This is a genomic window from Streptomyces sp. NBC_00385 (assembly GCF_035917155.1).
GTDB lineage: Bacteria > Actinomycetota > Actinomycetes > Streptomycetales > Streptomycetaceae > Streptomyces > Streptomyces poriferorum.
The window spans coordinates 5682031-5704243 of sequence record NZ_CP107951.1; the positions used below are offsets into that span (position 1 = coordinate 5682031).

Annotated in this window: 17 protein-coding genes; 9 read left to right on the forward strand and 8 right to left on the reverse strand. The window is 71.9% G+C overall.

Going from position 1 to position 22213, the window contains the following annotated elements:
• Nucleotides 1–9: 9 nt before the first annotated feature.
• The 3 genes from tesB to OG959_RS25440 form a co-directional block, all read right to left on the reverse strand.
• Nucleotides 10–897: an acyl-CoA thioesterase II gene (gene tesB, locus OG959_RS25430; protein ID WP_326662035.1), complete on the reverse strand. Its 888-nt coding sequence runs from the start codon at nt 895–897 to the stop codon at nt 10–12.
• Between the two features lie 18 nt (nt 898–915).
• Complete coding sequence (locus OG959_RS25435; RefSeq protein ID WP_326662037.1) at nt 916–2073, reverse strand: acyl-CoA dehydrogenase family protein; 1158 nt, start codon at nt 2071–2073, stop codon at nt 916–918.
• 148 nt (nt 2074–2221) lie between these two features.
• Complete coding sequence (locus OG959_RS25440) at nt 2222–2974, reverse strand: TetR/AcrR family transcriptional regulator (RefSeq protein WP_326662039.1); 753 nt, start codon at nt 2972–2974, stop codon at nt 2222–2224.
• Nucleotides 2975–3100: 126 nt separating this feature from the next.
• Between OG959_RS25440 and OG959_RS25445 the strand changes: the two genes are divergently transcribed.
• Together OG959_RS25445 and OG959_RS25450 are read left to right on the forward strand one after the other, a co-directional pair.
• On the forward strand, nt 3101–3697 hold the full coding sequence (locus OG959_RS25445) for an NADPH-dependent FMN reductase (protein WP_326662041.1): 597 nt from the start codon (nt 3101–3103) through the stop codon (nt 3695–3697).
• A 26-nt stretch (nt 3698–3723) separates the two neighbouring features.
• On the forward strand, nt 3724–5238 hold the full coding sequence (locus OG959_RS25450; RefSeq protein ID WP_326662043.1) for an MDR family MFS transporter: 1515 nt from the start codon (nt 3724–3726) through the stop codon (nt 5236–5238).
• Between the two features lie 115 nt (nt 5239–5353).
• On the opposite strand, the gene OG959_RS25455 is transcribed toward OG959_RS25450, so the two are convergent.
• From OG959_RS25455 to OG959_RS25465, 3 genes are all read right to left on the reverse strand, one after another.
• Nucleotides 5354–6124, reverse strand: coding sequence for a hypothetical protein (locus OG959_RS25455; RefSeq protein WP_326662045.1), 771 nt, complete (start codon nt 6122–6124; stop codon nt 5354–5356).
• Nucleotides 6096–7346, reverse strand: coding sequence for a hypothetical protein (locus OG959_RS25460; protein WP_326662047.1), 1251 nt, complete (start codon nt 7344–7346; stop codon nt 6096–6098). The genes OG959_RS25455 and OG959_RS25460 overlap by 29 nt, the downstream gene beginning before the upstream one ends.
• 202 nt (nt 7347–7548) lie before the next feature.
• Entirely contained in the window at nt 7549–8994 is a 1446-nt protein-coding gene (locus tag OG959_RS25465) for a PucR family transcriptional regulator (protein ID WP_326662049.1), read from the reverse strand.
• Between the two features lie 174 nt (nt 8995–9168).
• Between OG959_RS25465 and speB the strand changes: the two genes are divergently transcribed.
• A complete protein-coding gene (speB, locus tag OG959_RS25470; protein WP_326662051.1) occupies nt 9169–10179 on the forward strand; it encodes an agmatinase in 1011 nt (336 codons plus the stop codon).
• Nucleotides 10176–11861 carry a thiamine pyrophosphate-binding protein gene (locus OG959_RS25475; RefSeq protein WP_326662053.1) on the forward strand — a complete coding sequence of 562 codons (1686 nt, stop codon included), beginning with the start codon at nt 10176–10178 and terminating at the stop codon, nt 11859–11861. Before speB ends, OG959_RS25475 begins: the two co-directional genes overlap by 4 nt.
• Nucleotides 11862–11908: 47 nt before the next feature.
• Here OG959_RS25475 and OG959_RS25480 read toward each other — a convergent pair whose 3' ends face one another.
• Nucleotides 11909–12268 (reverse strand): type I-C CRISPR-associated protein Cas8c/Csd1, encoded by a 360-nt coding sequence (locus OG959_RS25480; protein ID WP_326662055.1) that lies wholly within the window; start codon nt 12266–12268, stop codon nt 11909–11911.
• 162 nt (nt 12269–12430) lie between these two features.
• Between OG959_RS25480 and OG959_RS25485 the strand changes: the two genes are divergently transcribed.
• From OG959_RS25485 to OG959_RS25505, 5 genes are all read left to right on the forward strand, one after another.
• Nucleotides 12431–13432 carry a serine hydrolase gene (locus tag OG959_RS25485; protein WP_326662057.1) on the forward strand — a complete coding sequence of 334 codons (1002 nt, stop codon included), beginning with the start codon at nt 12431–12433 and terminating at the stop codon, nt 13430–13432.
• Between the two features lie 403 nt (nt 13433–13835).
• Nucleotides 13836–14837 (forward strand): 2OG-Fe(II) oxygenase family protein, encoded by a 1002-nt coding sequence (locus tag OG959_RS25490; RefSeq protein WP_326666596.1) that lies wholly within the window; start codon nt 13836–13838, stop codon nt 14835–14837.
• Nucleotides 14838–14937: 100 nt separating this feature from the next.
• Nucleotides 14938–16380 carry an amidohydrolase family protein gene (locus OG959_RS25495; protein ID WP_326662059.1) on the forward strand — a complete coding sequence of 481 codons (1443 nt, stop codon included), beginning with the start codon at nt 14938–14940 and terminating at the stop codon, nt 16378–16380.
• Nucleotides 16377–17792: a nucleobase:cation symporter-2 family protein gene (locus OG959_RS25500; protein WP_442805621.1), complete on the forward strand. Its 1416-nt coding sequence runs from the start codon at nt 16377–16379 to the stop codon at nt 17790–17792. Before OG959_RS25495 ends, OG959_RS25500 begins: the two co-directional genes overlap by 4 nt.
• Nucleotides 17793–17932: 140 nt before the next feature.
• Complete coding sequence (locus OG959_RS25505) at nt 17933–21673, forward strand: ABC transporter ATP-binding protein (RefSeq protein WP_326662061.1); 3741 nt, start codon at nt 17933–17935, stop codon at nt 21671–21673.
• A gap of 15 nt (nt 21674–21688) precedes the next feature.
• On the opposite strand, the gene OG959_RS25510 is transcribed toward OG959_RS25505, so the two are convergent.
• Complete coding sequence (locus OG959_RS25510; protein WP_326662063.1) at nt 21689–22180, reverse strand: hypothetical protein; 492 nt, start codon at nt 22178–22180, stop codon at nt 21689–21691.
• Nucleotides 22181–22213: the final 33 nt, after the last annotated feature.

The window sequence follows — 22213 nt, forward strand, 5'->3', positions numbered from 1 at the left end:
GCGGCCCGTTCAGTTCCCGCGCGGGACCCGGACGACGCCCTCCTGGATGACGGTGATCGCCAGCCGGCCGTCCTGGGTGTAGATGCGGGCCTGGCCGAGGCCGCGCCCGCCGGACGCGGACGGTGACTCCTGGTCGTACAGCAGCCATTCGTCGGCCCGGAACGGCCGGTGGAACCACATCGCGTGGTCCAGGCTCGCCCCCACCACGTCGCCGACCGCCCAGCCGCCGCGCCCGTGGGCGAGGAGCACCGAGTCGAGCAGCGTCATGTCGGAGACGTACGTGGCCATGCAGACGTGCAGCAGCGGGTCGTCCGCCAGCTTGCCGTTGGTACGGAACCACACCTGTGAGCGGGGCTCGCGCGGTTCGCCGACGGTGCCGAACGGCGGGGCGTCCACGTACCGGAGGTCGACCGCGGCGCGGGCCTCGATCAGCCGGTCCACGACGGTGGGGTCGCTGAACCGGTCCGCGTACCGAGGCAGCATCTCGGCGGCCGTGGGCAGCGTCTCGGGGTCGGGTGCGGCCGGCATGTCCGCCTGGTGCTCCAGCCCTTCCTCGTCCGTCTGGAAGGACGCCGAGAGGTGGAAGATCGGCTGCCCGTGCTGCACGGCGACGACCCGCCGGGTGGTGAAGGAGCGGCCGTCCCGGATGCGGTCGACGCTGTAGACGATCGGCGCGCCCGGGTCCCCCGCCCGCAGGAAGTACGAGTGGAGGGAGTGGGCGGGCCGGTCGGCGGGGACGGTGCGGCCCGCGGCGACGAGCGCCTGGGCCGCGACCTGTCCGCCGAAGACCCGGGGCACGATCGCCGAGCGGCTGGTGCCCCGGAAGATGTCCTGCTCGATCTGCTCCAGGTCGAGCAGGTCGAGCAGATCGAGCAGGGCGTCTGGTGCTGAGCTCATGGAGAGAACGTAGCCGCTCTACAGGCCCATGGACTTGGCGATGATCGACTTCATGACCTCGCTGGTGCCGCCGTAGATGCGGTTGACCCGGTTGTCCGCGTACAGGCGGGCGATCGGGTACTCGTTCATGAAGCCGTACCCGCCGTGCAGCTGGAGGCAGCGGTCGATCACGCGGTGCGCGACCTCGGTGCAGAACAGCTTCGCGGAGGCGGCCTCGGCGGCGGTCAGCTCACCGGCGTCCAGCGCCTCCAGCGCGCGGTCGGCGACGGCCTGGGCCGCGTCGACCTCGGCCTGGCAGGCGGCCAGCTCGAACTTGGTGTTCTGGAACGAGGCGACGGTCTTGCCGAAGACCGTGCGGTCCTGCACGTACTCCTTGGCGAACCGGACGGCGGCGGCGGCCTGGGCGTACGCGCCGAAGGCGATGCCCCAGCGCTCGGAGGCCAGGTTCGTGCCGAGGTAGCCGAAGCCCTTGTTCTCCTCGCCGAGGAGGTCCTCGACCGGGACCTTCACGTCGACGAACGCCAGCTCGGCGGTGTCGGAGACCCGCAGGCCGAGCTTGTCGAGCTTGCGGCCGATCGAGTAGCCCGCGGACTTCGTGTCGACGGCGAACAGGGAGATGCCGAAGCGGCGGTCGTCCTCGCGCGGGGCGGAGGTGCGGGCGCAGACGATCACACGGTCGGCGTGCACGCCGCCGGTGATGAAGGTCTTGGAGCCGTTGAGGACGTAGTGCGTGCCGTCCTTGGAGAGCTTGGCGGTGGTCTTCATGCCCGCGACGTCCGAGCCGGTGCCCGGCTCGGTCATCGCGAGGGCCCACATCTCCTCGCCGGTGGTGAACTTCGGCAGCCAGCGCTTCTTCTGCTCGTCGGTGGCGAGCATCTTGATGTAGGGCAGGCCGAGCAGCGTGTGCACGCCGGAGCCGCCGAAGGAGACGCCCGCGCGGGCGGTCTCCTCGTAGATGAGGGCTTCGTACTTGTGCGAGTCGATGCCCGCGCCGTCGTACTCCTCGTCCACCGTGATGCCGAAGACACCCAGCTCGCCGAGCTTCAGGTAGAAGTCGCGCGGGGCCTGGCCGGCCGCGAACCACTCGTCGTACACGGGCACGACCTCGGCCGCGATGAAGGCGCGGATGGTCTCCCGGAACGCCTCGTGGTCCTCGTTGAATACCGTACGGCGCACGGGGTGCCTCCCTGGTCGGCTTCGCTCGGCTTGGCTAAGCGCTTGCTCAGCCTTGGTTAAAAGTTACCCGGCGGTCACCGGGGCTGTCCAGGGTGATGCTGAGCACGCCGGTGGGGCAGGGTGCCGGGCGCTGTTCCCGCGGCCCGGCTCAGATGCCGAAGCGGGCGGCGATCCCGTCCAGTACGCAGTCCAGGCCCGTCTCGAACGCCCAGGTCGCGTCGTCCTTGCGGGTCGCGCGCCGTCCGTAGCGCTGGTACGTGGGATAGCGGCCGGTCTCCATCAGGTACATCATCTGCGGGGCCAGGCCCAGCCGGGTCTCGTCGCCGGAGGACCAGCCCGCGGACTCCGTCCACTCCTTCAGGGCCACTTCCGACTGTGCGGCGCCATGGGCGAAGGCGCTGACGGTACGGAACGCGACCATCATCGCGTCCTCGTCGAGGCCGAGGCCGTCGAGCGCCGCCAGCTGCCGTTCGGCGATGGCCAGCCGGCCGGGCGTGAGCACGAAGAGATGGGTGGGCAGCTGCCCCACCCAGGGGTGCCGCAGCATCATGTCCCGGGTCAGCACGCCGAAGGCGCGCAGCACCTCGCGCCATCCGGTCACCTCTTCGGGGATCCGCATCTCCGTGGTCACGCGCTCGGCCATCAGGGCCCACAGGTCGTCCTTGCCGGAGACGTGGCGGTAGGCGGCCATGGGGGCGACCCCCAGTTCCGTGGCGAGCCTGCGCATCGTGACCGCGGTGAACCCCTCCGCGTCGGCGATCTCCACGGCGACGGTCCCGATCCGCTCCAGGGTCAGCGAGGCGCGGGGTGCGGTCGCCGGCTGTTCCAGGCGCTGCCAGAGGGACAGGTCGGGCCCCTTGCCGCCACCGTCCTCGCTGCTGTCCTTCTTCTGACCGGCCACGGGCGGGCTCCTCTCGGGTAAGCGGTCAGCGTACAGCGTATCCAGCAGTGGACAACGTACACATTGATGGATACGTTGTACGCACGGAAATACGTTGTACACATCCAGTGGTTCCAGGGGGATCCCATGTCCAGCACCCGTCCGCAGCTCCGCGTCGCCGTCGTCGTCGGCAGCACCCGCGAGGGCCGGTTCGCACCCGTCGTCACCCAGTGGCTGAAGGGCCACCTCTCCCAGCGCGACGACATGGCCACGGACGTCGTCGACCTCGCCGAGACCCCGCTGCCCACCGTCTTCCCCGCGTTCGGTCAGCCGCCGGCACCGGGCACGGAGGAGGCCCTCGCCCTCGTGTCGCCGCGCCTGGCGGCAGCCGACGCGTTCGTGTTCGTCACGCCGGAGTACAACCACAGCTTTCCCGCGTCCCTGAAGAACGCCATCGACTGGCACAACGAGCAGTGGCACGCCAAGCCGGTCGCCTTCGTGTCCTACGGAGGTCTCTCCGGCGGTCTGCGCGCCGTGGAGCAGCTCCGGGTCGTCATGGCCGAGCTGAACGCCACGACCATCCGCAACACGGTCAGCTTCCACAACGCCTACGGCGTGTTCGGCCCGGACGGCACCGTCGACGACGACCAGGTCGACACGGCCGCCAAGGCGCTGCTGGACCAGCTGGCCTGGTGGGCGCACGCGCTGCGGAACGCCAGGGCCGCCCACCCGTACGCCGCCTGACGGCACCTCACGCACCGGGGGCAATCATGAGCCAGTACACGAAGGACACGCACGACCGGCCGGAACCCGAGGTGGCCCGGCCATCCGCCGACGAGGGCGGAGGCCCGTCGAAGCTCGTCCTCTTCGGCCTCCTGCTGGGCCTGATGCTCGGCCTGCTCGACGGCACGATCGTCGGCACCGCCCTGCCCACGATCGTCGGCGACCTGGGCGGCCTCGACCACCTGTCCTGGGTGGTGACCGCCTACCTGCTCACCGCCTCCTTCTCCACGCCCATCTGGGGCAAGCTCGGCGACCTGTACGGGCGCAAAGGCAGCTTCGTCTGGTCGGTCGCGGTGTTCCTCGCCGGATCCGTACTCTCCGGACTCGCCCAGGACATGGGCCAGCTCATCGCCTTCCGCGCCGTCCAGGGGCTCGGTGCGGGCGGCCTCATGGTCGGTGCCATCTCCATCATCGGCGTCATGCTGCCGCCCTCCCAGGCGGGCCGCTCGCAGGCGATGATCGGGGCGATGATGCCGGTCGCCCTGGTCGGCGGACCGCTGCTCGGCGGCTTCCTCACCGACCAGCTGAACTGGCGCTGGGTCTTCTACGTCAACATCCCGATCGGCGCCCTCGCCCTCCTCGTTGTCGGGCTGCGTCTGCACCTGCGCACCGAGCCGGTCACGGCACGGATCGACTACGCGGGCGCCGGCCTGCTCAGCGCCGCGATCCTGGCCCTCACCCTGGTGGGCAGCTGGGGCGGTACGCGGTACGCCTGGTCGTCGCCGCAGATCATCGGCCTCGGGCTGACCGGCGCCCTCGCCCTGGCCTGGTTCGCCCGGGTCGAGCGACGGGCCGCCGAACCGATCATCCCGCCCCGCCTGTTCGCCGACCGCAACTTCACGCTCGCCCAGGTGCTGACGTTCCTGGTGGGCGCCGCCATGCTCGGGGCGGCCACCTACCTGCCGCAGTACATGCAGTTCGTACGCGGCGCGTCCTCGACGGCCAGCGGCATGCTGCTGCTCCCGCTGATGGCGGGGATGTTCGGCGCCCAACTCCTGGTCGGCAAGCTCCTCGCGGGCGGCGGCCGCATCCGCCCGTACCCCATCATCGGCGGTGCGCTGACGGCCGTGGGCGCGCTCGTCCTGCTGACGGTGGACACCGGCACGCCCACGGCGGTGACCTCGGCGCTGACACTCGTACTGGGCGTGGGCATGGGCCTGTTGATGCAGAGCACGCTCCTCGTCACCATCAACAGCGCGACGCCCCGCGACATGGGCGCCGCCACGGGAACCGTCACCCTCGTCCGCACGATCGGCAGCTCCCTCGGCATCGCGGTGCTCGGCGCCGTCTACACGAGCCGGCTCCACTCGTCCGGGATGCCGGACGGCGGCACGGCCTGGACACCGGAGGCGGTACGCGCCATGCCGGACGTGGTCCGGGACGCGGTACGGACAGCGGTCACCGACGGCCTGCACGGGGTACTGGCGGGGGCGGCGCTGCTCGGGGGTGTGATCTTCGTGGTGGCCTGGCTGATGCGGGAGGTGCCGTTGCGGGAGGAGTGACGGGGCGTCGCCGCCGGAATCCTGGAGACTCCGGTCGGGTGGCCGGCCGGCGTGGGTCAGGGCCCTGACCCACGCGGAGGGGCCCTGGTTGCGGCTCCTCGCGTGTGCCATCAGGTCAGACGGGCGGCACCAGATCGCTCTCGCTGACGGTGTACGTCAGCGGGGGATAGACGAAGTCCGTTTCCTTGTTCTCGCGCCGCCGCAGTCGGTAGAACTCGCGCCTCTGGTCCTCGTCGGCCGACAAGAGGCGCGCACCCTGCGGGAGATACGGCAGTCCCTCGCGAAACCGGACGAAGGTCTTCGACGTCCGGAAGGTCAGGCCCAGCCACTGGTTGTCCGTCGCGCGGTCGGGCGCGGCCAGCACGATTCTGTGCCGGAGCCGGCGATTCGTGTCGACGGAGAACGCCACGACACCGTGGTGGGTGAGGGGGATCTCGAACTTCTCGGCACCGGAACCCTTTGATTCGAAGATCAGCTTCCTGGGCGGGCTCGCTTCGCCCTGCCGGTAGCAGGAGAAGACGGCGATGAACGAACCGTCGGCCAGGTCGAGGGCCTGGTCGGAATGGCTGCCCATGGTGGTGCAGTCGTTCGTGTAGCTCTCGATGAGGGCGTTGTTGAAGCCGACCGGAAGCGCCGCATGTTCCTGTATCCGTCGCGCCAGCCGTTCGTGCACCGCGCCGAACCCCTGCGGCGGGTTGCTGTACTGGGTGGTGGTACGCACGAGAGGCACCCCGCCCGCCTCGTCGGTCCTGGTGAGCGTGGCGCCTTGCCGGCCCTTTCCGGCGTCTTCCCAACGGGCCGACGCGGCCAGCTCCGCAAAGAGGTTCTCCTCGCTCGGCACAGCGAACGAGAGGATCTCATCCGAGATCCCGGACTCCGGGGGCAAGATAATCTCCCGTGTTCATGCTGAAGTCGAATGGGCCGCCGTAGTCGATGTGGGACGAGGTCCGGTTCTCCTCGGCGTAGAGCCTGCGCAGTTCGTCCATGCCGGCCGGTGTGGGCGGCCCCAGCTCCACCAGGTCTCCGGCCGCTTCGAGGAACGTCCGGCCGCCCCGGTGAACGGCTTCGGCGTTCGAACAGCGCACCACGTATCCCAGGCGGGTCGGGACCAGTCCGGCGTCCAGAGCCGAGGGCCGGATCTCGTGCGTGTACAGGCGGTTGGTGGACAGCGGCATGAAGAAGACGGAGCCCGGGTGGAGCGTCACGGTGAACTGCGAGGGGAGCACGGCCCCGTCGTGGTTCTGGTGGCTCCCGGCCGGCTCCTTGAGGCGGAAGTGGAGCCGGGTCAGTCCGCTGGCACCCTTCACGCCGTAGTCGAAGGTGTCCTCGGCCAGAGGCCGCAGCTTGTCGAGTCCGTCATAGAAGGTGCAGAAGGCCATGATGCCGTTGGCGGGCATGTCCTTGGTCTTGTCCGCATGGGCCGAGATCCTGGCCTTGGACTGCTTGCGCCCTTCCGTGGCCGGGGTGTTGTGGTAGATCTGCGCGAGGACGTGATTCAGCGCCGCCTGATCCCGGAACAGGGCGGCGGCCTCCTCGTTCAGGGCCGCGACGATGCGCGTGTCGGTCGGGCCGAAGTCCTCGGTCGGACCCGAGAGTTTCGTGGAGCACCGGAGCAGACGGAAACGCAGTGCGTCACCGTGGCGCGTGACCGGTGTCAGATAGATTCCGCTGCGATGGGCCGTTCCCGTCTTGGTGGACTCCGTCAGGGACTGGAACGAGTGCTCCGTGCGGATCCGTCCGAAGTGATCGTCATCGAGATCGAAGAACCGGCGGTAGTACACGCCGGCGCCTTGTACGCGGAGGGGAACCCGGCCGAGTCCGACGGGCGTCCAGGGTTCGCCGACGCTCCCGTCGTAGCCGTGTGACAGCTCCCGGATGACGCGTACCCGGGCGGCCGCTCGCAGTTGGCCGCCGCTGATCCCGGAGATGTCGCCACACAGGTAGACCGTCCGACGCGCGAGCTCGGGCGGACCGGAAGCCAGGTCCTCCGGCGTGACGGTCTCCCCGAAGAAGTCCCTGATCGCGTCATGGCCATGCAGTTCCGCGGGCGCGACCAGGACGTTGCCCGCGGCGTGGAGGCATGCCTCTGTCCGTTCTGTGGTGTCCATCAACCCGTACCTGTCCTTCGCGGATCCCGGCAGATCGCTCAAACCCCCCGTGGACATGGCAATGGTCCGCACTCACTTCCTTCGCGTGCGAGGCGCAGAGGAGAAGCGCGGAAGAAAGGAGTCGGACCGCCGAGAATCCCGATGCTCTCACGGGGCCCCACGGCGGGCAACGGGTATCTGCTGTACGGGCCAGGGTGCGGGATCACTCCTGCCGCAGGGCGAGCCACAACTCCGTTCGCACATCCATGTCGTCCAGGTCCGCTCCCAGCAACACCCCGCACCGTGCGATGCGTTGGCGGACCGTGTTGCGGTGGACGGACAGGGCCACCGCCGTGCGGTCCCAACTGCCGTGCAGGGAGAGCCAGCAGCGCAGGGTCTCGGCGAGCGGCCCGGTGAGCGGGGCGAGGAGCTCGCGGGCGCGGTCGGCCGCCGGGCCGGGCGGGAGCAGCGCGGCGAGGCCGGACGCCGGCGCGTCCACCACCAGCGGGGCGCGGGTCGCCGCCGCCCGGCCGAGGGCGCGCGCGGCCCGGGTGCCGGCGGTCTCCAGCGCGTCGGCCGGGACGGGTGCCGACGCGCCGAGCGTCCAGCCCGGCTGCGGGGTGATCCGGTCGCCGCCCGGGACCAGGACCCGTACCGTCTCGTCGCCCCGGTCCGCGTCCACGAGCGCCGAGCCCAGGGCCGCACCGAGCGCGCCCGCGGTGAGAGGGGCCGCCGCACCGCCGTCGCTGCGGCGCGCGTGCACCACCGTCCACCGCCCGTCCCCGTCCAGCAGCGGCGCGACGTCCACCGGGTCCGCGCCGAGCAGCAGCCGGACGAGCGCCGCCGAGCGTGCCGCCGCGCCGGCGCCCTGGTGCGGGGCGGCCAGCAGGGAGAGCAGGACGACCGCGATCCCGGCGACGGTGTGGTCGCCCGCCTCGCGGTGGTCCGTGGCCAGGGTCAGGGCGAGCCCCTGCCCGCCGCCCAGCGCGTACGCCGACAGATGCGCCCCGCCCACGGTGTCGGTGGCCGAGGCGGGCGCGGGGCGGGCTCCCGGGGCGACCACCCGGGCGAGCCGGGTCAGGGCCGCCCGCACCTCCGGGTCCGGAGGCCGGCCCGCCGCGTGCAGCTCCTCGCCGCCGGCCGCCAGCAGGGCCGCCCGCCCCGACAGCCGGACCGCCAGCTGGTGCAGCACCGCGGGGACCGGGTCCGGCCGCGCCGCCGCCGAAGCCAGGGCCTGCTGGGCCCGCGTCACCCGGCGCAGCTCACGGTGGCGTGCCGCGGCCATCAGCCCCCACACCGCCCGCGCGATCGCGGTGAACGGGGTTCCCGGCGGCACCTCCACCAGCGGCAGCCCGTACCGGTCACAGGCGGCGACCAGAGCCGGCGGCACCGCCTCGTGCACCGGCCGCACCCCGAAACCGAGCGCCGCCGCCCCCGCCTCCACCAGCCGGGCCACATACGTGTCCGGGTCCGTGAGCAGCACCCCGGCGCTCAGCAGCAGCTCGCCGCCGAGCAGATACGGGTACGGGTCCGCCATCTCCGAGGTGTGCACCCACAGCAGCTCGGCGTCGGCCGGCCCCGCGATCAGGCGGAGCCCGAGCTCCTCCAGGGCCAGCAGTCCGGCCAGCGGAACGGGCGGGGTGGGCGGTCCGGCGGGGGAGTCGGGCATGGATGGTTCGTCCGTTCTAAACGGTCACAATGGATGAAACATACACTTTAGGGCGGCCCCCCGGCCGCTTAGCGTCGGGGCTGACCCGTACGCGCGCCTCCGTGCCCCTCCGGGGGATCCGGCACACTCGAACCAGCGCGTCACCTGAGGAACGAAGGAAAGGCCCTCCACCCCATGAGCAGCAACGCAGCGCCGCGCGGCCCCGTCGACTCGTCCCGCGTCCCGCGGTACGCCGGACCCGCGACGTTCGCGCGGCTGCCCCGTCTCGACGAGGTCGGCACCACGGAGGTCGCCGTCGTCGGGGTGCCCTTCGACTCGGGCGTCTCCTACCGGCCCGGCGCCCGCTTCGGCGGCAACGCGATCCGGGAGGCATCCCGGCTCCTGCGCCCGTACAACCCGGCGCAGGACGCCTCGCCGTTCGCCCTCGCCCAGGTCGCCGACGCCGGGGACATCGCCGCCAACCCCTTCAACATCAACGAGGCCGTCGAGACGATCGAGGCCGCCGCCGACGACCTCCTCTCCACCGGCGCCCGGCTGATGACGCTCGGCGGCGACCACACCATCGCGCTGCCGCTGCTGCGCTCCGTCGCCAAGAAGCACGGCCCCGTCGCGCTGCTCCACTTCGACGCGCACCTCGACACCTGGGACACCTACTTCGGCGCCGCGTACACCCACGGCACCCCGTTCCGCCGCGCCGTCGAGGAAGGCGTCCTCGACACGTCCGCGCTCTCCCACGTCGGCACCCGCGGCCCGCTGTACGGGAAGCAGGACCTCACCGACGACGCCAAGATGGGCTTCGGCATCGTCACCTCCGCCGACGTCATGCGGCGCGGCGTCGACGAGGTCGCCGACCAGCTGCGTCAGCGCATCGGCGACCGGCCGCTCTACATCTCCATCGACATCGACGTCCTGGACCCGGCCCACGCCCCCGGCACGGGCACCCCCGAGGCCGGCGGCCTCACCTCCCGGGAGCTGCTGGAGATCGTGCGCGGACTGTCCTCCTGCAACCTGGTCTCCGCCGACCTGGTCGAGGTCGCCCCCGCGTACGACCACGCCGAGATCACCTCCGTCGCGGCCTCGCACACCGCGTACGAACTGACGACGATCATGACCCGCCAGATCGCGGACGCCCGGAACCCGATCGCGGACGCCCAGGACCGGACCACGGAGGCACGACAGAAGTGAGCCACGACCACCACGACGAGCGACCCGAGCTCACCCCCGCCCAGATCGCCGCCGCGCTGAACCCGCCGCCCGGACGCAACGGCGGCGACCTCGTCGTCGAGACGCTCCAGGGCCTCGGCGCCACCACCGTCTTCGGCCTGCCCGGGCAGCACGCGCTCGGCATGTTCGACGCGCTGCGCCGCTCGTCCCTCGGCTACGTCGGCCTGCGCGTCGAGAACAACGCGGGCTTCGCCGCCGACGCCTACGGGCGCATCACCGGCGAGGTCGCCCCGCTCCTCCTGTCCACCGGACCCGGCGCGCTCACCTCGCTCGCCGCACTCCAGGAGGCTGCGGCCGCCTCCGCCCCCGTACTGGCGATCTCCAGCCAGATCCCGACCGCGGGCCTCGGCGGCGGCCGGCACGGTTATCTGCACGAACTGCGCGACCAGAAGGCGTCGTTCCGCGACATCGTGAAGTCCGTGCACACCGTCCGTACCGCCTCGCAGATCCCCTCCGCGATCGCCGCCGCCTGGGAGTCCGCGCTCACGGCCCCGCACGGCCCGGTCTGGATCGAGATCCCCGAGGACGTGCTCATCGCCGAGACGACCCTGCCCGTCGTCACGGCGATGGACGCCACCCCGCGCGAGGTGCACGCACGCCCCGAACTCATCGCGGTGGCGGCGCGCCTGCTGTCGGACGCGGAGCGTCCGGCGATCATCGCGGGCGGCGGAGTCGTACGCTCCGACGCGTCCGGCAAGCTGCGCGCCCTCGCGGAGAAGGTCGGCGCCCCGGTCGTCACCACGTACGGCGGCAAGGGCGCCTTCCCGTGGGAGCACCCGCTCTCCCTCCAGTCCTGGATCGAGGACCGGCACACGACGGACTTCCTGGAGGACGCCGACGTCCTGCTCGTCGTCGGCTCCGGACTCGGTGAACTCTCCTCGAACTACCACACGTTCGCGCCCCGCGGCCGCGTCGTGCAGATCGAGGCCGACGCAGGGAAGCTGGAGTCCAACCACCCGGCCCTCGGCATCCACGCCGACGCCCGCGACGCGCTGGCCGACCTCCTCGAAGCGGTCACCCCGCGCCGGGACCCGGCCGCCGCCGAGCGCGTCGCGGCGGTGCTCGGCCGGGTGCGGGACCGGCTCGACGGCCAGGAACTCACCCTGGAACAGCGCCTCGTCGCCGGGATCAGGACCGCCCTGCCCGACGCGTCACCCAGCTTCTGGGACATGACGATCCTCGGCTACTGGGCCTGGGCCGCCTTCGACGCCCGTCACCCCAACACCATGCACTCCGCCCAGGGCTCGGGCGGCCTCGGCTACGCCTTCCCGGCCGCCATCGGCGCGGCCGCCGCCGACCGGACGAAGCCCGTCCTCGCGGTGTCCGGAGACGGCGGCGCGATGTACTCGATCGCGGAACTCGCCACCGCCCGCCAGTACGACCTGCCCGTCACCTGGCTGATCGTCGACGACGGCGGCTACGGCATCCTGCGCGAGTACATGACGGACGCGTTCGGCGAGACCAGCGCGACGGAGCTGTCCCGCCCGGACTTCGTCGCCCTCGCCGAGTCCTTCGGCGTCCCCGCGGTCCGTACGAACCCCCAGGCGCTCACCGACGACCTGGCCAAGGCCCTCGCACAGCCCGGCCCCTCGGTCGTCGTACTCCCGGCGCTGCTGCGGATGTTCGCGCCGACGCACCTGTAGAGAGCCTGCCGTGCCCCGGGGCGGTGGCCCAGGGGCACGGGTGCGTCTCAGCGCGGGGCCGTCTCCAGCGCCTGGACCTGAGCGTGCCACCCGTCGCAGAACTCCTCCTGCTGCGCCGACGTCAGTGACCCGGGCAACTCCCTGGTCCGGGGCAGCAGGTCGGGTATGGACCGGAAGATGGCCACCGACGCCTCCCCCTTGCGCTGGTTCCGCGCGCGCATGAGGTACGTCACCACTCGGTCCAGGTGGTCCTTCAGCGCGCCCCGGGGGTTCTTCGACGCTGTGGCCCGGGCACCGGGCCGGTCCAGCGACGCCTTCGCGTTCGGCGCGCCGAGCCGCTCCAGCGCGGCCAACGCCGCGTACAACTGCCCACAACGATAGGCATCCGTGGGCTGAGCGTCCGACATGGTCCCTCCCCGATTCCACCGGCGGAGGCCATCCCTACCCGTCCCGGGCCGCCGGGGAACGCCGGACACCCGGCGCGTACAACTTTCCGCCCGCCCGCGAGTCAACCCAGTGGGCACGCCGGGGGCGTGCCCACGAACCTCAGGGGACGGGAAGCCACACACATGAAGACACCCCGCATATCCCGACGTGCCCGCGGCGCACTGTCTGCCGCGCTCGCCGTCGGAGTGCTCGCACCCGTGGCGGTCACCGCGGCACCTGCCGCGGCCGCCGCACCGGCGGCGAGCTGCACCTCGGCGCGGGCCGGCCTCGCAGCCAAGCTGTCGAAGGACATCACCGCCGCGCTCAAGGGGCGCACGTCGACCACCGCGGTGGCCCTCTACGACCGGACCACGAAGACCACGTGCACGCTCCGGGCCACGTCGAAGTACGACTCCGCCAGCGTCGTGAAGGCGACGGTGCTGGCCACGCTGCTCTGGGACAACGCCAAGCAGGGCCGCCACCTCACGCAGCGCGAGGCCGACCTCAGCACCGCGATGATCACCAAGTCCGACAACAACGCGACCACCGCCCTGTGGAAGCAGCTCGGTGTCACCAAGGTCAACGCGTTCCTCAAGGCGGCCGGGATGACCCACACCGTGCCCGGGTCCGGCGGCTACTGGGGGCTGACCCAGATCACCGCCCAGGACGAGCAACGGCTGCTGATCCTCCTCACCGCGAAGAACTCCGTGCTCACCGACAGCGCCCGCTCCTACGAGCTCGGCCTGATGCGCAAGGTCGTCTCCGGTCAGCGCTGGGGCACGCCCGCCGGGGCCCCGGCGGGCGTCACCGTCCAGGTCAAGAACGGCTGGCTGCAGCGTGCCACCCACGGCTGGCGGGTCCACAGCATCGGTGCCTTCACGGGCAAGGGCCACGACTACGTGCTCACGGTGCTCACCCAGGACAACAAGACGATGACGGACGGCGTCAACACCATCCAGGCCGTCGCCAAGGCCGTCCACAAGGACCTGAACCTGCCGCCCGCGAAACCGCGCATCATGCACGACCTGTCCGCCCGCACCCTCCACCGGGCGGACGCCCCCACCGTGGCGCCCCTCCTCCAGGAGGCGATCCCGCCGGTGCCCGAGGCGCCGGCCGGCCGGATGCTCACCGTGTCCCCGCGGTAGTCCGTCCGGGACCCAGGCCGTGTCCTCGGCCCACGGCAGTGGACGCCGCGTCGAGGCCGGCCCGGCCGTGCGCCTTGCCGGGCCGCATCGGTGAGGCGATGCGGCCCGGTTCCCGGTCCTTCGCTTTAACGCAGGGGACACCTTCCGTAGCTCTCCCGTAACACCCGGGCGCAAGACTCTCGGCATCGCGCAGCTCCCGGGATCGACGGGCTCATCCGCCCGCCGGGGCTGCAAGCTCACGACGCGTCCGGCAGCAAGGCCGGTGCGTGCGTGCCCGGTCCGCCACGTGCGGGCCGGTGGAAGCGCCGGGGGCGGTGACCGCGCTTCGTTCCCCCGCGTACCGGCTCGACGGCCGCGTACGCCGCGAAGAGGGAGAACCACGTTGACCACAGAGCCGTACCGCATGCCCGCCGAGCGGGAGACCGGGGCCGAGCAGGAGCTCGACCGGGAGCGCCGGATGGGCGCCGCGACCGGGACCGCGACCGCTGCCCGGGACATCCGGGTCGTCGATCTGACCGACTTCGAAGCCCGCCGCGCCGATATCACCGCGGAGTTGTGGCAGGCCGCCACCGAGATCGGCTTCTTCCAGCTCTCGGGGCACGGCCTCGACCCGGCCGAGACCGACGCGGCGTTCGCCGCGGCCGAGGCGTACTTCGACCTGCCCGTCGGCGTCAAGAGCCGCAACGCGCTCAAGAAGGGTCTGAACACGGGCTGGGAGTACCGCAGTCAGGTACGCCCCTCCACCGGTACCCCGGACGAGAAGGAGTCCTACCAGCTCACCCGGCCGCACATGGACGGGCTGTGGCCGGACGAGGCCGAACTGCCGGGATTCCGCGAGACCCTGCTCGAATTCGAGCGCCGCTGTCACACCGTCGCCCACCAGGTGCTGTCCTGTTTCGCGGAACGCCTCGGATTCGCGCGTGACTTCTTCGCCCGGCGGCATGATCCGGCCAGCCCCCTGCACCAGAGCACTCTGCGGCTGCTGCACTACTACGCCGTCCCCGAGCAGGCGCGCGGCCGGGCGGACGGCGGGTGGCGCGCCGGAGCTCACACCGACTTCGACTGTCTGACCCTCCTCTTCCAGCGCGACGGGCAGGACGGTCTCCAGGTGTGCCCCGGCAAGGAGGCCGACGGCCGCGCCTGGACGCCCGTACCGGCTCGCGGCGACCTCATCACCTGCAACATCGGCGACATGCTCATGCGGTGGAGCGGCGATCTCCTGCCGTCCAATTTCCACCGGGTCGCCACGCCCGGTCCACAGGACGACCAGGGTCCGCGGTACTCCATCGCCTACTTCGCGCAGGCCGACCGGGACGCGGTGATCGCCGCGCCGGACGGGCGCCACGCGCCGATCACCGCCGAGGAGTACCTGCGGCAGCGCATCGCCGCCAACTTCGCCGGCTGACGGACGGCCGCCCGCAGAGGCGGCTTCCGCCGCCGTGGCCGCTCACGCGAGCGGCCGCGGCGGCCCTTTCCGACACCCACGCACGAAAGCGGGGTCCCGCATGTCCGCACCACGTCCGTGCACGCTGCTGCTGTCCGGCGCCCAGGTGGTCACCGTCGACGACGCGCGCACCGTTCACCCCGACGGGGCGGTGGCCGTCGACGGCCACCGCATCGTCGACGTCGGCCCGACCACCGATCTGGTCGCCCGCTGGCGGCCGCACCGCACCGTCGACTGCCGTGGCAGCGCCGTCCTGCCCGGTTTCACCGACGCTCACACGCACCTGTTCCAGAGTCTGGCCCGGGGCATCGGTGACGGCCTGGCCATCGGGCGGTGGCTGAACGAGTTCATGTGGCCGTACGCCATTCACCTCGACTCCGAGGACGCCCGGATCGCCGCCCGACTGGGTGCCGTGGAGGCCGCCCGGGCCGGCATCACCACGGTCGTCGACCACCACTACGCGCCCAGCGACCCCGAGACCGTTCTGGCCGTCGCCGACGCGATCGAGGAGATAGGACTGCGCGGGGCGGTCGCCCGCGGCATGCTCGGCGACCGTACGGCCGTCGCGGAGGCACGCGGCCTGCCGACCGCTCTCTACCGCTACAGCACCGACCGGGAACTCGACCTCACCCGGCAGTGCATGGCCGCCCGTGGCGCCGCGTCCAGGGTGCGCGTCTGGCCCGCCCCCCTGAACCTTTCCTACGGCGACCGGGACCTCGTGCGGGGAGCCGCTGCCCTCGCCCGTGAGCACGGGGTCCGCTGGCACACCCACTGCAGTGAGGGGGCCAAGGACCCGCAGAGCTTCCTGGACCGGTACGGGGAACGGCCGGTGGCCTGGCTGGCGGGGGAGAACCTGCTGGACGAGCACGCCACACTGGCCCACGCGGTGTGGCTCGACGAGGAGGAGACCGAGGCGGTCGGCGCGTACGGGACGGGCGTGGCTCACTGCCCCTGCTCCAACGCCTATCTGGCCTCCGGCGCGATGCCGTGGCGCAGCCTGCGCGACGCGGGCGCTGTGGTGGCCCTCGGCACGGACGGCCCCGGCGCAGGCGGCCGCCAGGACATGTTCGAGGTGATGAAGCAGACCCTGTTCGGGCAGCGCCTGAGCAGGCTCGATCCCTCGGCCGTGCGGTGCGAGGAGGCCATTGAGGCCGCGACACGCGACGGTGCCCGGTACGCGGGTACCGAAGGCGGCGGGGTGATCCGGCCGGGCGCGCCGGCCGACCTGGTGGTCGTGGACCTGACGGGAACAGCGGTGCAGCCCGTACACCGGGCGGTGTCCGCGCTCGTCTACTCCGCCCGTGCGTCGGACGTGGTGATGACGTTCGTGGACGGGCGCGTCGTGTACGAGAACGGCCACTGCCCGGGCGTCGACGAGGAGGCTCTGGCCGCGCACGCCCGGGAGCGGGCGGAGCGCCTGGTGCGGCGGGCGGATTTCGGGGCTCTGACCGAGCCGTGGCGTGACGGGAACCAGGACCGGCGGAGAAGGGTGGCGACATCGTGACCGACACACACACGCAACCGGCGCGGGAGCAGGGCCGAGGACACGTGCGGGACGGGACGAGTGCCGCCGACCCGGTCGAGGCGGTGCCGCAGTGGTGGCGACTCGGTGTGCTGGGCCTGCAGCACGTCCTCGCGTTCTACGCGGGTGCCGTGGTCATGCCGCTTCTGGTGGCTCAGGGCATGGGGCTGTCCGCTGCCGACACGGCGGCCCTGATCAACACCGCGCTGGTGGCCTGCGGGGCCGCGACCCTGCTGCAGGCGGTCGGCCTGCCGGGCATCGGCATCCGGCTGCCCGTCGTCCAGGGCATGTCGACCGCGGCCGTGCCCTCCCTGGTATCGGTCGGTGTCGCGGCGGGCGGTGGGAAGGCGGGACTGCCCACGGTCTTCGGGGCGGTGATCGTGGCAGGGGTGGTCCTCTTCCTCGTCGCACCCGTGTTCGGCCGGCTCATCCGCTTCTTCCCTCCGCTGGTCACGGGCACCATCGTGATCATCGTCGGCGTGACCCTGATGGGAGTCGCGGCGCGGCAGGTCGGCGGCGGCGACTCCTCCGCAGCGGACTTCGGCACCCCCGCGCATCTCGGCCTGGCCGGGGCCACTCTGGCGGTGATCGTGGTGCTGTCCCGGTTCGCCAAGGGTTTCCTCGCCTCCGTCGCCGTGCTCGTGGGCCTCGCCGCCGGAACGGCACTGGCCGCGACCGTGGGGCGTACGGACTTCTCCGGCATAGGCGAGGCCGACTGGGTCGGCATGCAGGCCCCCCTGCACTACGGGGCACCGCGCTTCGACGTCATGGCCGTCCTCGCGATCGTCCTCGTCCTCGTGATCATCGCGGTGGAGTCCATCGGTCAGTTCTTCGCTGTCGGAGAGATAGCCGGACGGGAGGTCGACGAACGGGACATCACCCGAGCCCTGCGCGCCGACGGACTGGCGACCGTCCTGGCCGGGCTGGTCAACTCCTTCCCGACCACGGTCTACTCGCAGAACGTCGGACTGCTGCGGCTGACCCGTGTCACCTCCCGCTGGATCGTCGCGGCGGCCGGCGTGCTCATGCTGGTCCTCGGCCTGATGCCCAAGGTGGGTGCGGTGGTCGCCGCCATGCCGGCCGCCGTGCTGGGCGGCGCGACCATCGTCCTGTTCTCCACGATCGCCGTCGTCGGCGTGCAGATCCTCGTCAAGGCCGACCTCTCCGATGGCCGCAACACCGTGCTGGTCGCGGCGAGCCTGGGCATCGGCTTCCTGCCCACCGCCTATCCCCAGTTCGCGGAGCACATGCCCACGCGGCAGCTCCAGGTGCTCTTCGAGAGCGGCATCATGCTCGGCACGCTGTCGGCCGTCCTGCTCAATCTGTTCTTCCACCATCTGGGGCGGCTCACGGCCCGCCCGGTGCCGGCGGCCACCGAACCGGCCCGGACGTAGCGGACCGCGTCTCCTCCGGCCCGGCCGGATCCGAACGAGAGGACCTACGTCGAAGGTCCCGTATTTGTTGCAGCGGGATGAAATCCGCAGCACACCGCGTTGGTGCCTTCCGGTAGAGCAGGTCGATCGGGAGGCACCGCGTGTCGGACGCAGGCGAGCAAGGAAGCGGCGGGCAGCCCCGCGGCTGGGCACGGAGGCTGAGCGGTTACGCCTGGCGCTACCGGCGCAACGTGCTGCTGGCGCTCGGCTCGTCGCTCGCCGGCATGGCGGTGATGGCTCTCGTCCCCCTCGTCACCAAGGTGATCATCGACGACGTGGTCGTCGGCCACACCCGGTCCCTGGCCGTCTGGACCGGACTGCTGATCGTCGCGGCCGTGCTCGTGTACGTCTCCACGTACATCCGCCGCTACTACGGCGGCCGGCTCGCCCTCGACGTCCAGCACGACCTGCGGACCGAGATGTACGGGACGATCACCCGCCTCGACGGCAGACGCCAGGACGAGCTCTCCACCGGACAGGTCGTCGGCCGCGCCACCAGTGACCTCCAGCTGATCCAGAGCCTGCTCTTCATGCTCCCGATGACCATCGGGAACGTCCTGCTCTTCCTCATCTCCCTGGTGATCATGGCGTGGCTCTCGCCGCTGCTGACCCTCATCGCCGTCGCCGTCGCCCCCGCCCTCTGGTACATCGCCCGCCGCTCCCGCACCCGCCTCTTCCCCGCCACCTGGTACGCCCAGTCGCAGGCCGCCGCCGTCGCCGGAGTCGTCGACGGGGCCGTCTCCGGTGTCCGCGTCGTCAAGGGCTTCGGGCAGGAGGACCAGGAGACCGGCAAGCTGCGCGAGGTCGGGCGCAGGCTCTTCGCCGGCCGGCTGCGCACCATCCGGCTGAACTCCCGCTACACCCCCGCGCTCCAGGCCGTGCCCGCGCTCGGCCAGGTCGCGATGCTCGCCCTCGGCGGCTGGCTCGCCACCCGCGGCGAGATCACCCTCGGTACGTTCGTCGCCTTCTCCACCTACCTCGCCCAGCTCGTCGGCCCGGTCCGGATGCTCGCCATGGTCCTCACCGTCGGCCAGCAGGCCCGCGCCGGTGTGGAGCGCGTACTGGAACTGATCGACACCGAACCGTCCCTCCAGGACGGCACCAAGGAACTGCCGGCCGGTATCCCCGCAGGCGTCGAGTTCGACGACGTGCGCTTCGGCTACACCGAGGACCGCCCCGTCCTCGACGGCTTCTCGCTCACCATCGAACCCGGCGAGACCGTCGCCGTCGTCGGCGCGTCCGGCAGCGGCAAGTCGACCGTCTCGCTGCTGCTGCCGCGCTTCTACGACGTCACGCACGGTGCCGTCCTCGTCGGCGGCCACGACGTGCGCGAACTGACCCTCGACTCGCTGCGGGCCGCCATCGGCCTCGTACCGGAGGACAGCTTCCTCTTCTCCGACACCATCCGCGCCAACATCGCCTACGGGCTTCCCGACGCCACCGACGAACAGATCGAACAGGCCGCCCGCTCCGCCCGTGCCGACCGGTTCATCGCCGATCTGCCCGACGGCTACGACACCAAGGTCGGCGAGCACGGACTCACCCTCTCCGGCGGCCAGCGCCAGCGCGTCGCGCTCGCCCGCGCCATCATCACCGACCCCCGGCTGCTCCTCCTCGACGACGCCACCTCCGCCGTCGACGCCCGCGTCGAGCACGAGATCCACGACGCGCTGCGCCAGGTCATGGCCGGCCGCACCACCCTGCTGATCGCCCACCGCTGCTCCACGCTGGGCCTCGCGGACCGGATCGCCGTCCTGGAGGACGGCCGGCTCGCCGACATCGGCACCCATGAGGAGCTGGAGCTCCGCTCCGCGCTCTACCGGCGCCTGCTCACCGACCCGGACGAACTGGGCGGCTCCTCGCCCGGCCACCTCTCCAGGGCAGCGGCCACCGACCCCGCCGACGACCGGGCGCTCCAGGAGGAGATCGACGCCGAGTTCGACGCCGAACGGGGCATCACGCCCGAGCTGTGGGTCCGCAAGGAGGAGGAGCGCGAGACCGACGCGGCCGGCACCCCCGCCACGCCCGAGCTCCTCGCCCAGGTCGAGGCCCTGCCCCCGGCGACCGACACCCCGGACATCGACGAGGCCCGCGCCGTGCACGCCGAGGAGTCCTACGGGCTCCGTCGGCTGCTGCGCGGCTTCGGGCTGCCGCTGCTGGTCAGCCTGGCGCTGGTGGCCGTGGACGCCGGGGCGGGCCTGCTGCTGCCCGTACTGATCAGGAACGGCATCGACGACGGAGTCACCCAGCTGGCACTCGGCGCGGTCTGGACGGCCTCCGCCTTCGGCCTCCTCGTCGTCCTGGTGCAGTGGGCGGCCCAGACCGGCGAGACCCGGATGACCGGCCGCACCGGCGAGCGCGTGCTCTACTCGCTGCGGCTGAAGATCTTCGCGCAGCTCCAGCGCCTCGGCCTGGACTACTACGAGCGCGAGCTCACCGGCCGGATCATGACCCGGATGACGACGGACGTGGACGCCCTGTCCACGTTCCTCCAGACCGGTCTCGTCACGGCCTTCGTCTCCGTCGTCACGTTCTTCGGGATCATGGTCGCGCTGCTGGTCCTGGACGTGGAGCTCGCCCTGGTCGTCTTCGCGACACTGCCGGTGCTGGTCATCGGCACGTTCTTCTTCCGCCGCAAGAGCGTCAAGGCGTACGAGCTGGCCCGTGAGCGGATCAGCGTCGTCAACGCCGACCTCCAGGAGTCCGTCTCCGGCCTCCGGATCGTCCAGGCCTTCCGCCGCGAGCGGGACGGCGCCGACCGGTTCGCCGCCCGCAGCGACCACTACCGCGAGGCCCGGGTCCGCGGCCAGTGGCTGATCTCGGTGTACTTCCCGTTCGTCCAGCTGCTGTCGTCGGTGGCCGCCGCCGCCGTACTGATCGTCGGCGCGGGCCGGGTCGACAACGGCACGCTCACCACGGGTGCGCTGGTCGCCTACCTGCTCTACATCGACCTGTTCTTCGCCCCCGTGCAGCAGCTCTCACAGGTCTTCGACGGCTACCAGCAGGCCACCGTCTCCCTCGGCCGCATCCAGGAACTCCTCCAGGAGCCGACGTCCACCGCCGACCGGGACGAACCGCAGGACGTGAAGTCGCTGCGCGGCGACATCGCCTTCGAGGACGTGTCCTTCGCGTACGGCGGCGAGGAGGCCGCGCTCACCGGAATCGGCCTGCGCATCCCGGCCGGCCAGACGGTCGCGTTCGTCGGCGAGACCGGCGCCGGAAAGTCCACCCTGGTCAAGCTCGTCGCCCGCTTCTACGACCCGACGGGCGGCCGGGTCACGGTGGACGGCACCGATCTGCGCGCGCTGAACATGACGGCCTACCGGCACCGGCTCGGGGTCGTCCCCCAGGAGGCGTACCTCTTCGCCGGCACGGTGCGTGACGCCATCGCGTACGGGCGGCCGGAGGCCACCGACGCCGAGGTGGAGGCGTCGGCCCGGGCGGTCGGCGCGCACGACATGATCGCCACCCTGGAGGACGGCTACCTCCACGAGGTCGCCGAGCGGGGCCGCAACCTCTCGGCCGGCCAGCGCCAGCTGATCGCGCTCGCCCGCGCCGAGCTCGTCGACCCGGACATCCTGCTGCTCGACGAGGCCACCGCTTCCCTGGACCTCGCCAGCGAGGCCCTCGTCAACCAGGCGACCGACCGCCTCGCGGGCCGGCGCACCACCCTCGTCGTCGCCCACCGCCTCACCACCGCCGCCCGCGCCGACCGGGTCGTGGTGATGGACCACGGCCGCGTCGTCGAGGACGGCACCCACGACGAACTCCTCGCCCGCAACGGGCACTACGCGGTGCTGTGGCGCACCTTCATAGGGGAGGACGAGCCCGCGGGCGTCTGAGACCGGACTTCCGCCCTACTCACGGATGCCGGAGATCTTCCCGGTCGCCAGGTCCGACCGCACCTTCAGATACGTGTACGTGGGGTCGTCCGCCGGCCCCCAGGTGAGCCGGACCGTCGACCAGGTGTGCCCGGCGCCGCTGTCGCCCCCGCTGACGCGGAAGCCGGCCGGGGCGTTCTGGGCGTGCAGCACACCGTCGGCGCCGTGGGCCGCCTCCCAGTCGCCCAGCTCGGCGCGGAGACCGGGCGTGAGGTAGAAGTCCCGCAACGAGGCGGACAGTTCACCGCCGCCCTCGATGGCGACCGCGTCGATGTAGGCGCCGTAGAAGTGGACGACCTGCTGGTACGCCGGGGCCGCGGCGCGGACCGTGGCGGCGGCCTGTGCGGCCTGCGGCACGACGGCGGCGGCCGGGACGGCGGCCACGGCGGTCAGGAGAGCGGCGGCGAGCAGCGTGCGGCCGATGACGCGCCGGCCACGAGGACGCCCGGAGGTGCGGAGTCGGGTCATTGCGGTTCCTGCCTTTCGTACGGCTCTGTCCGG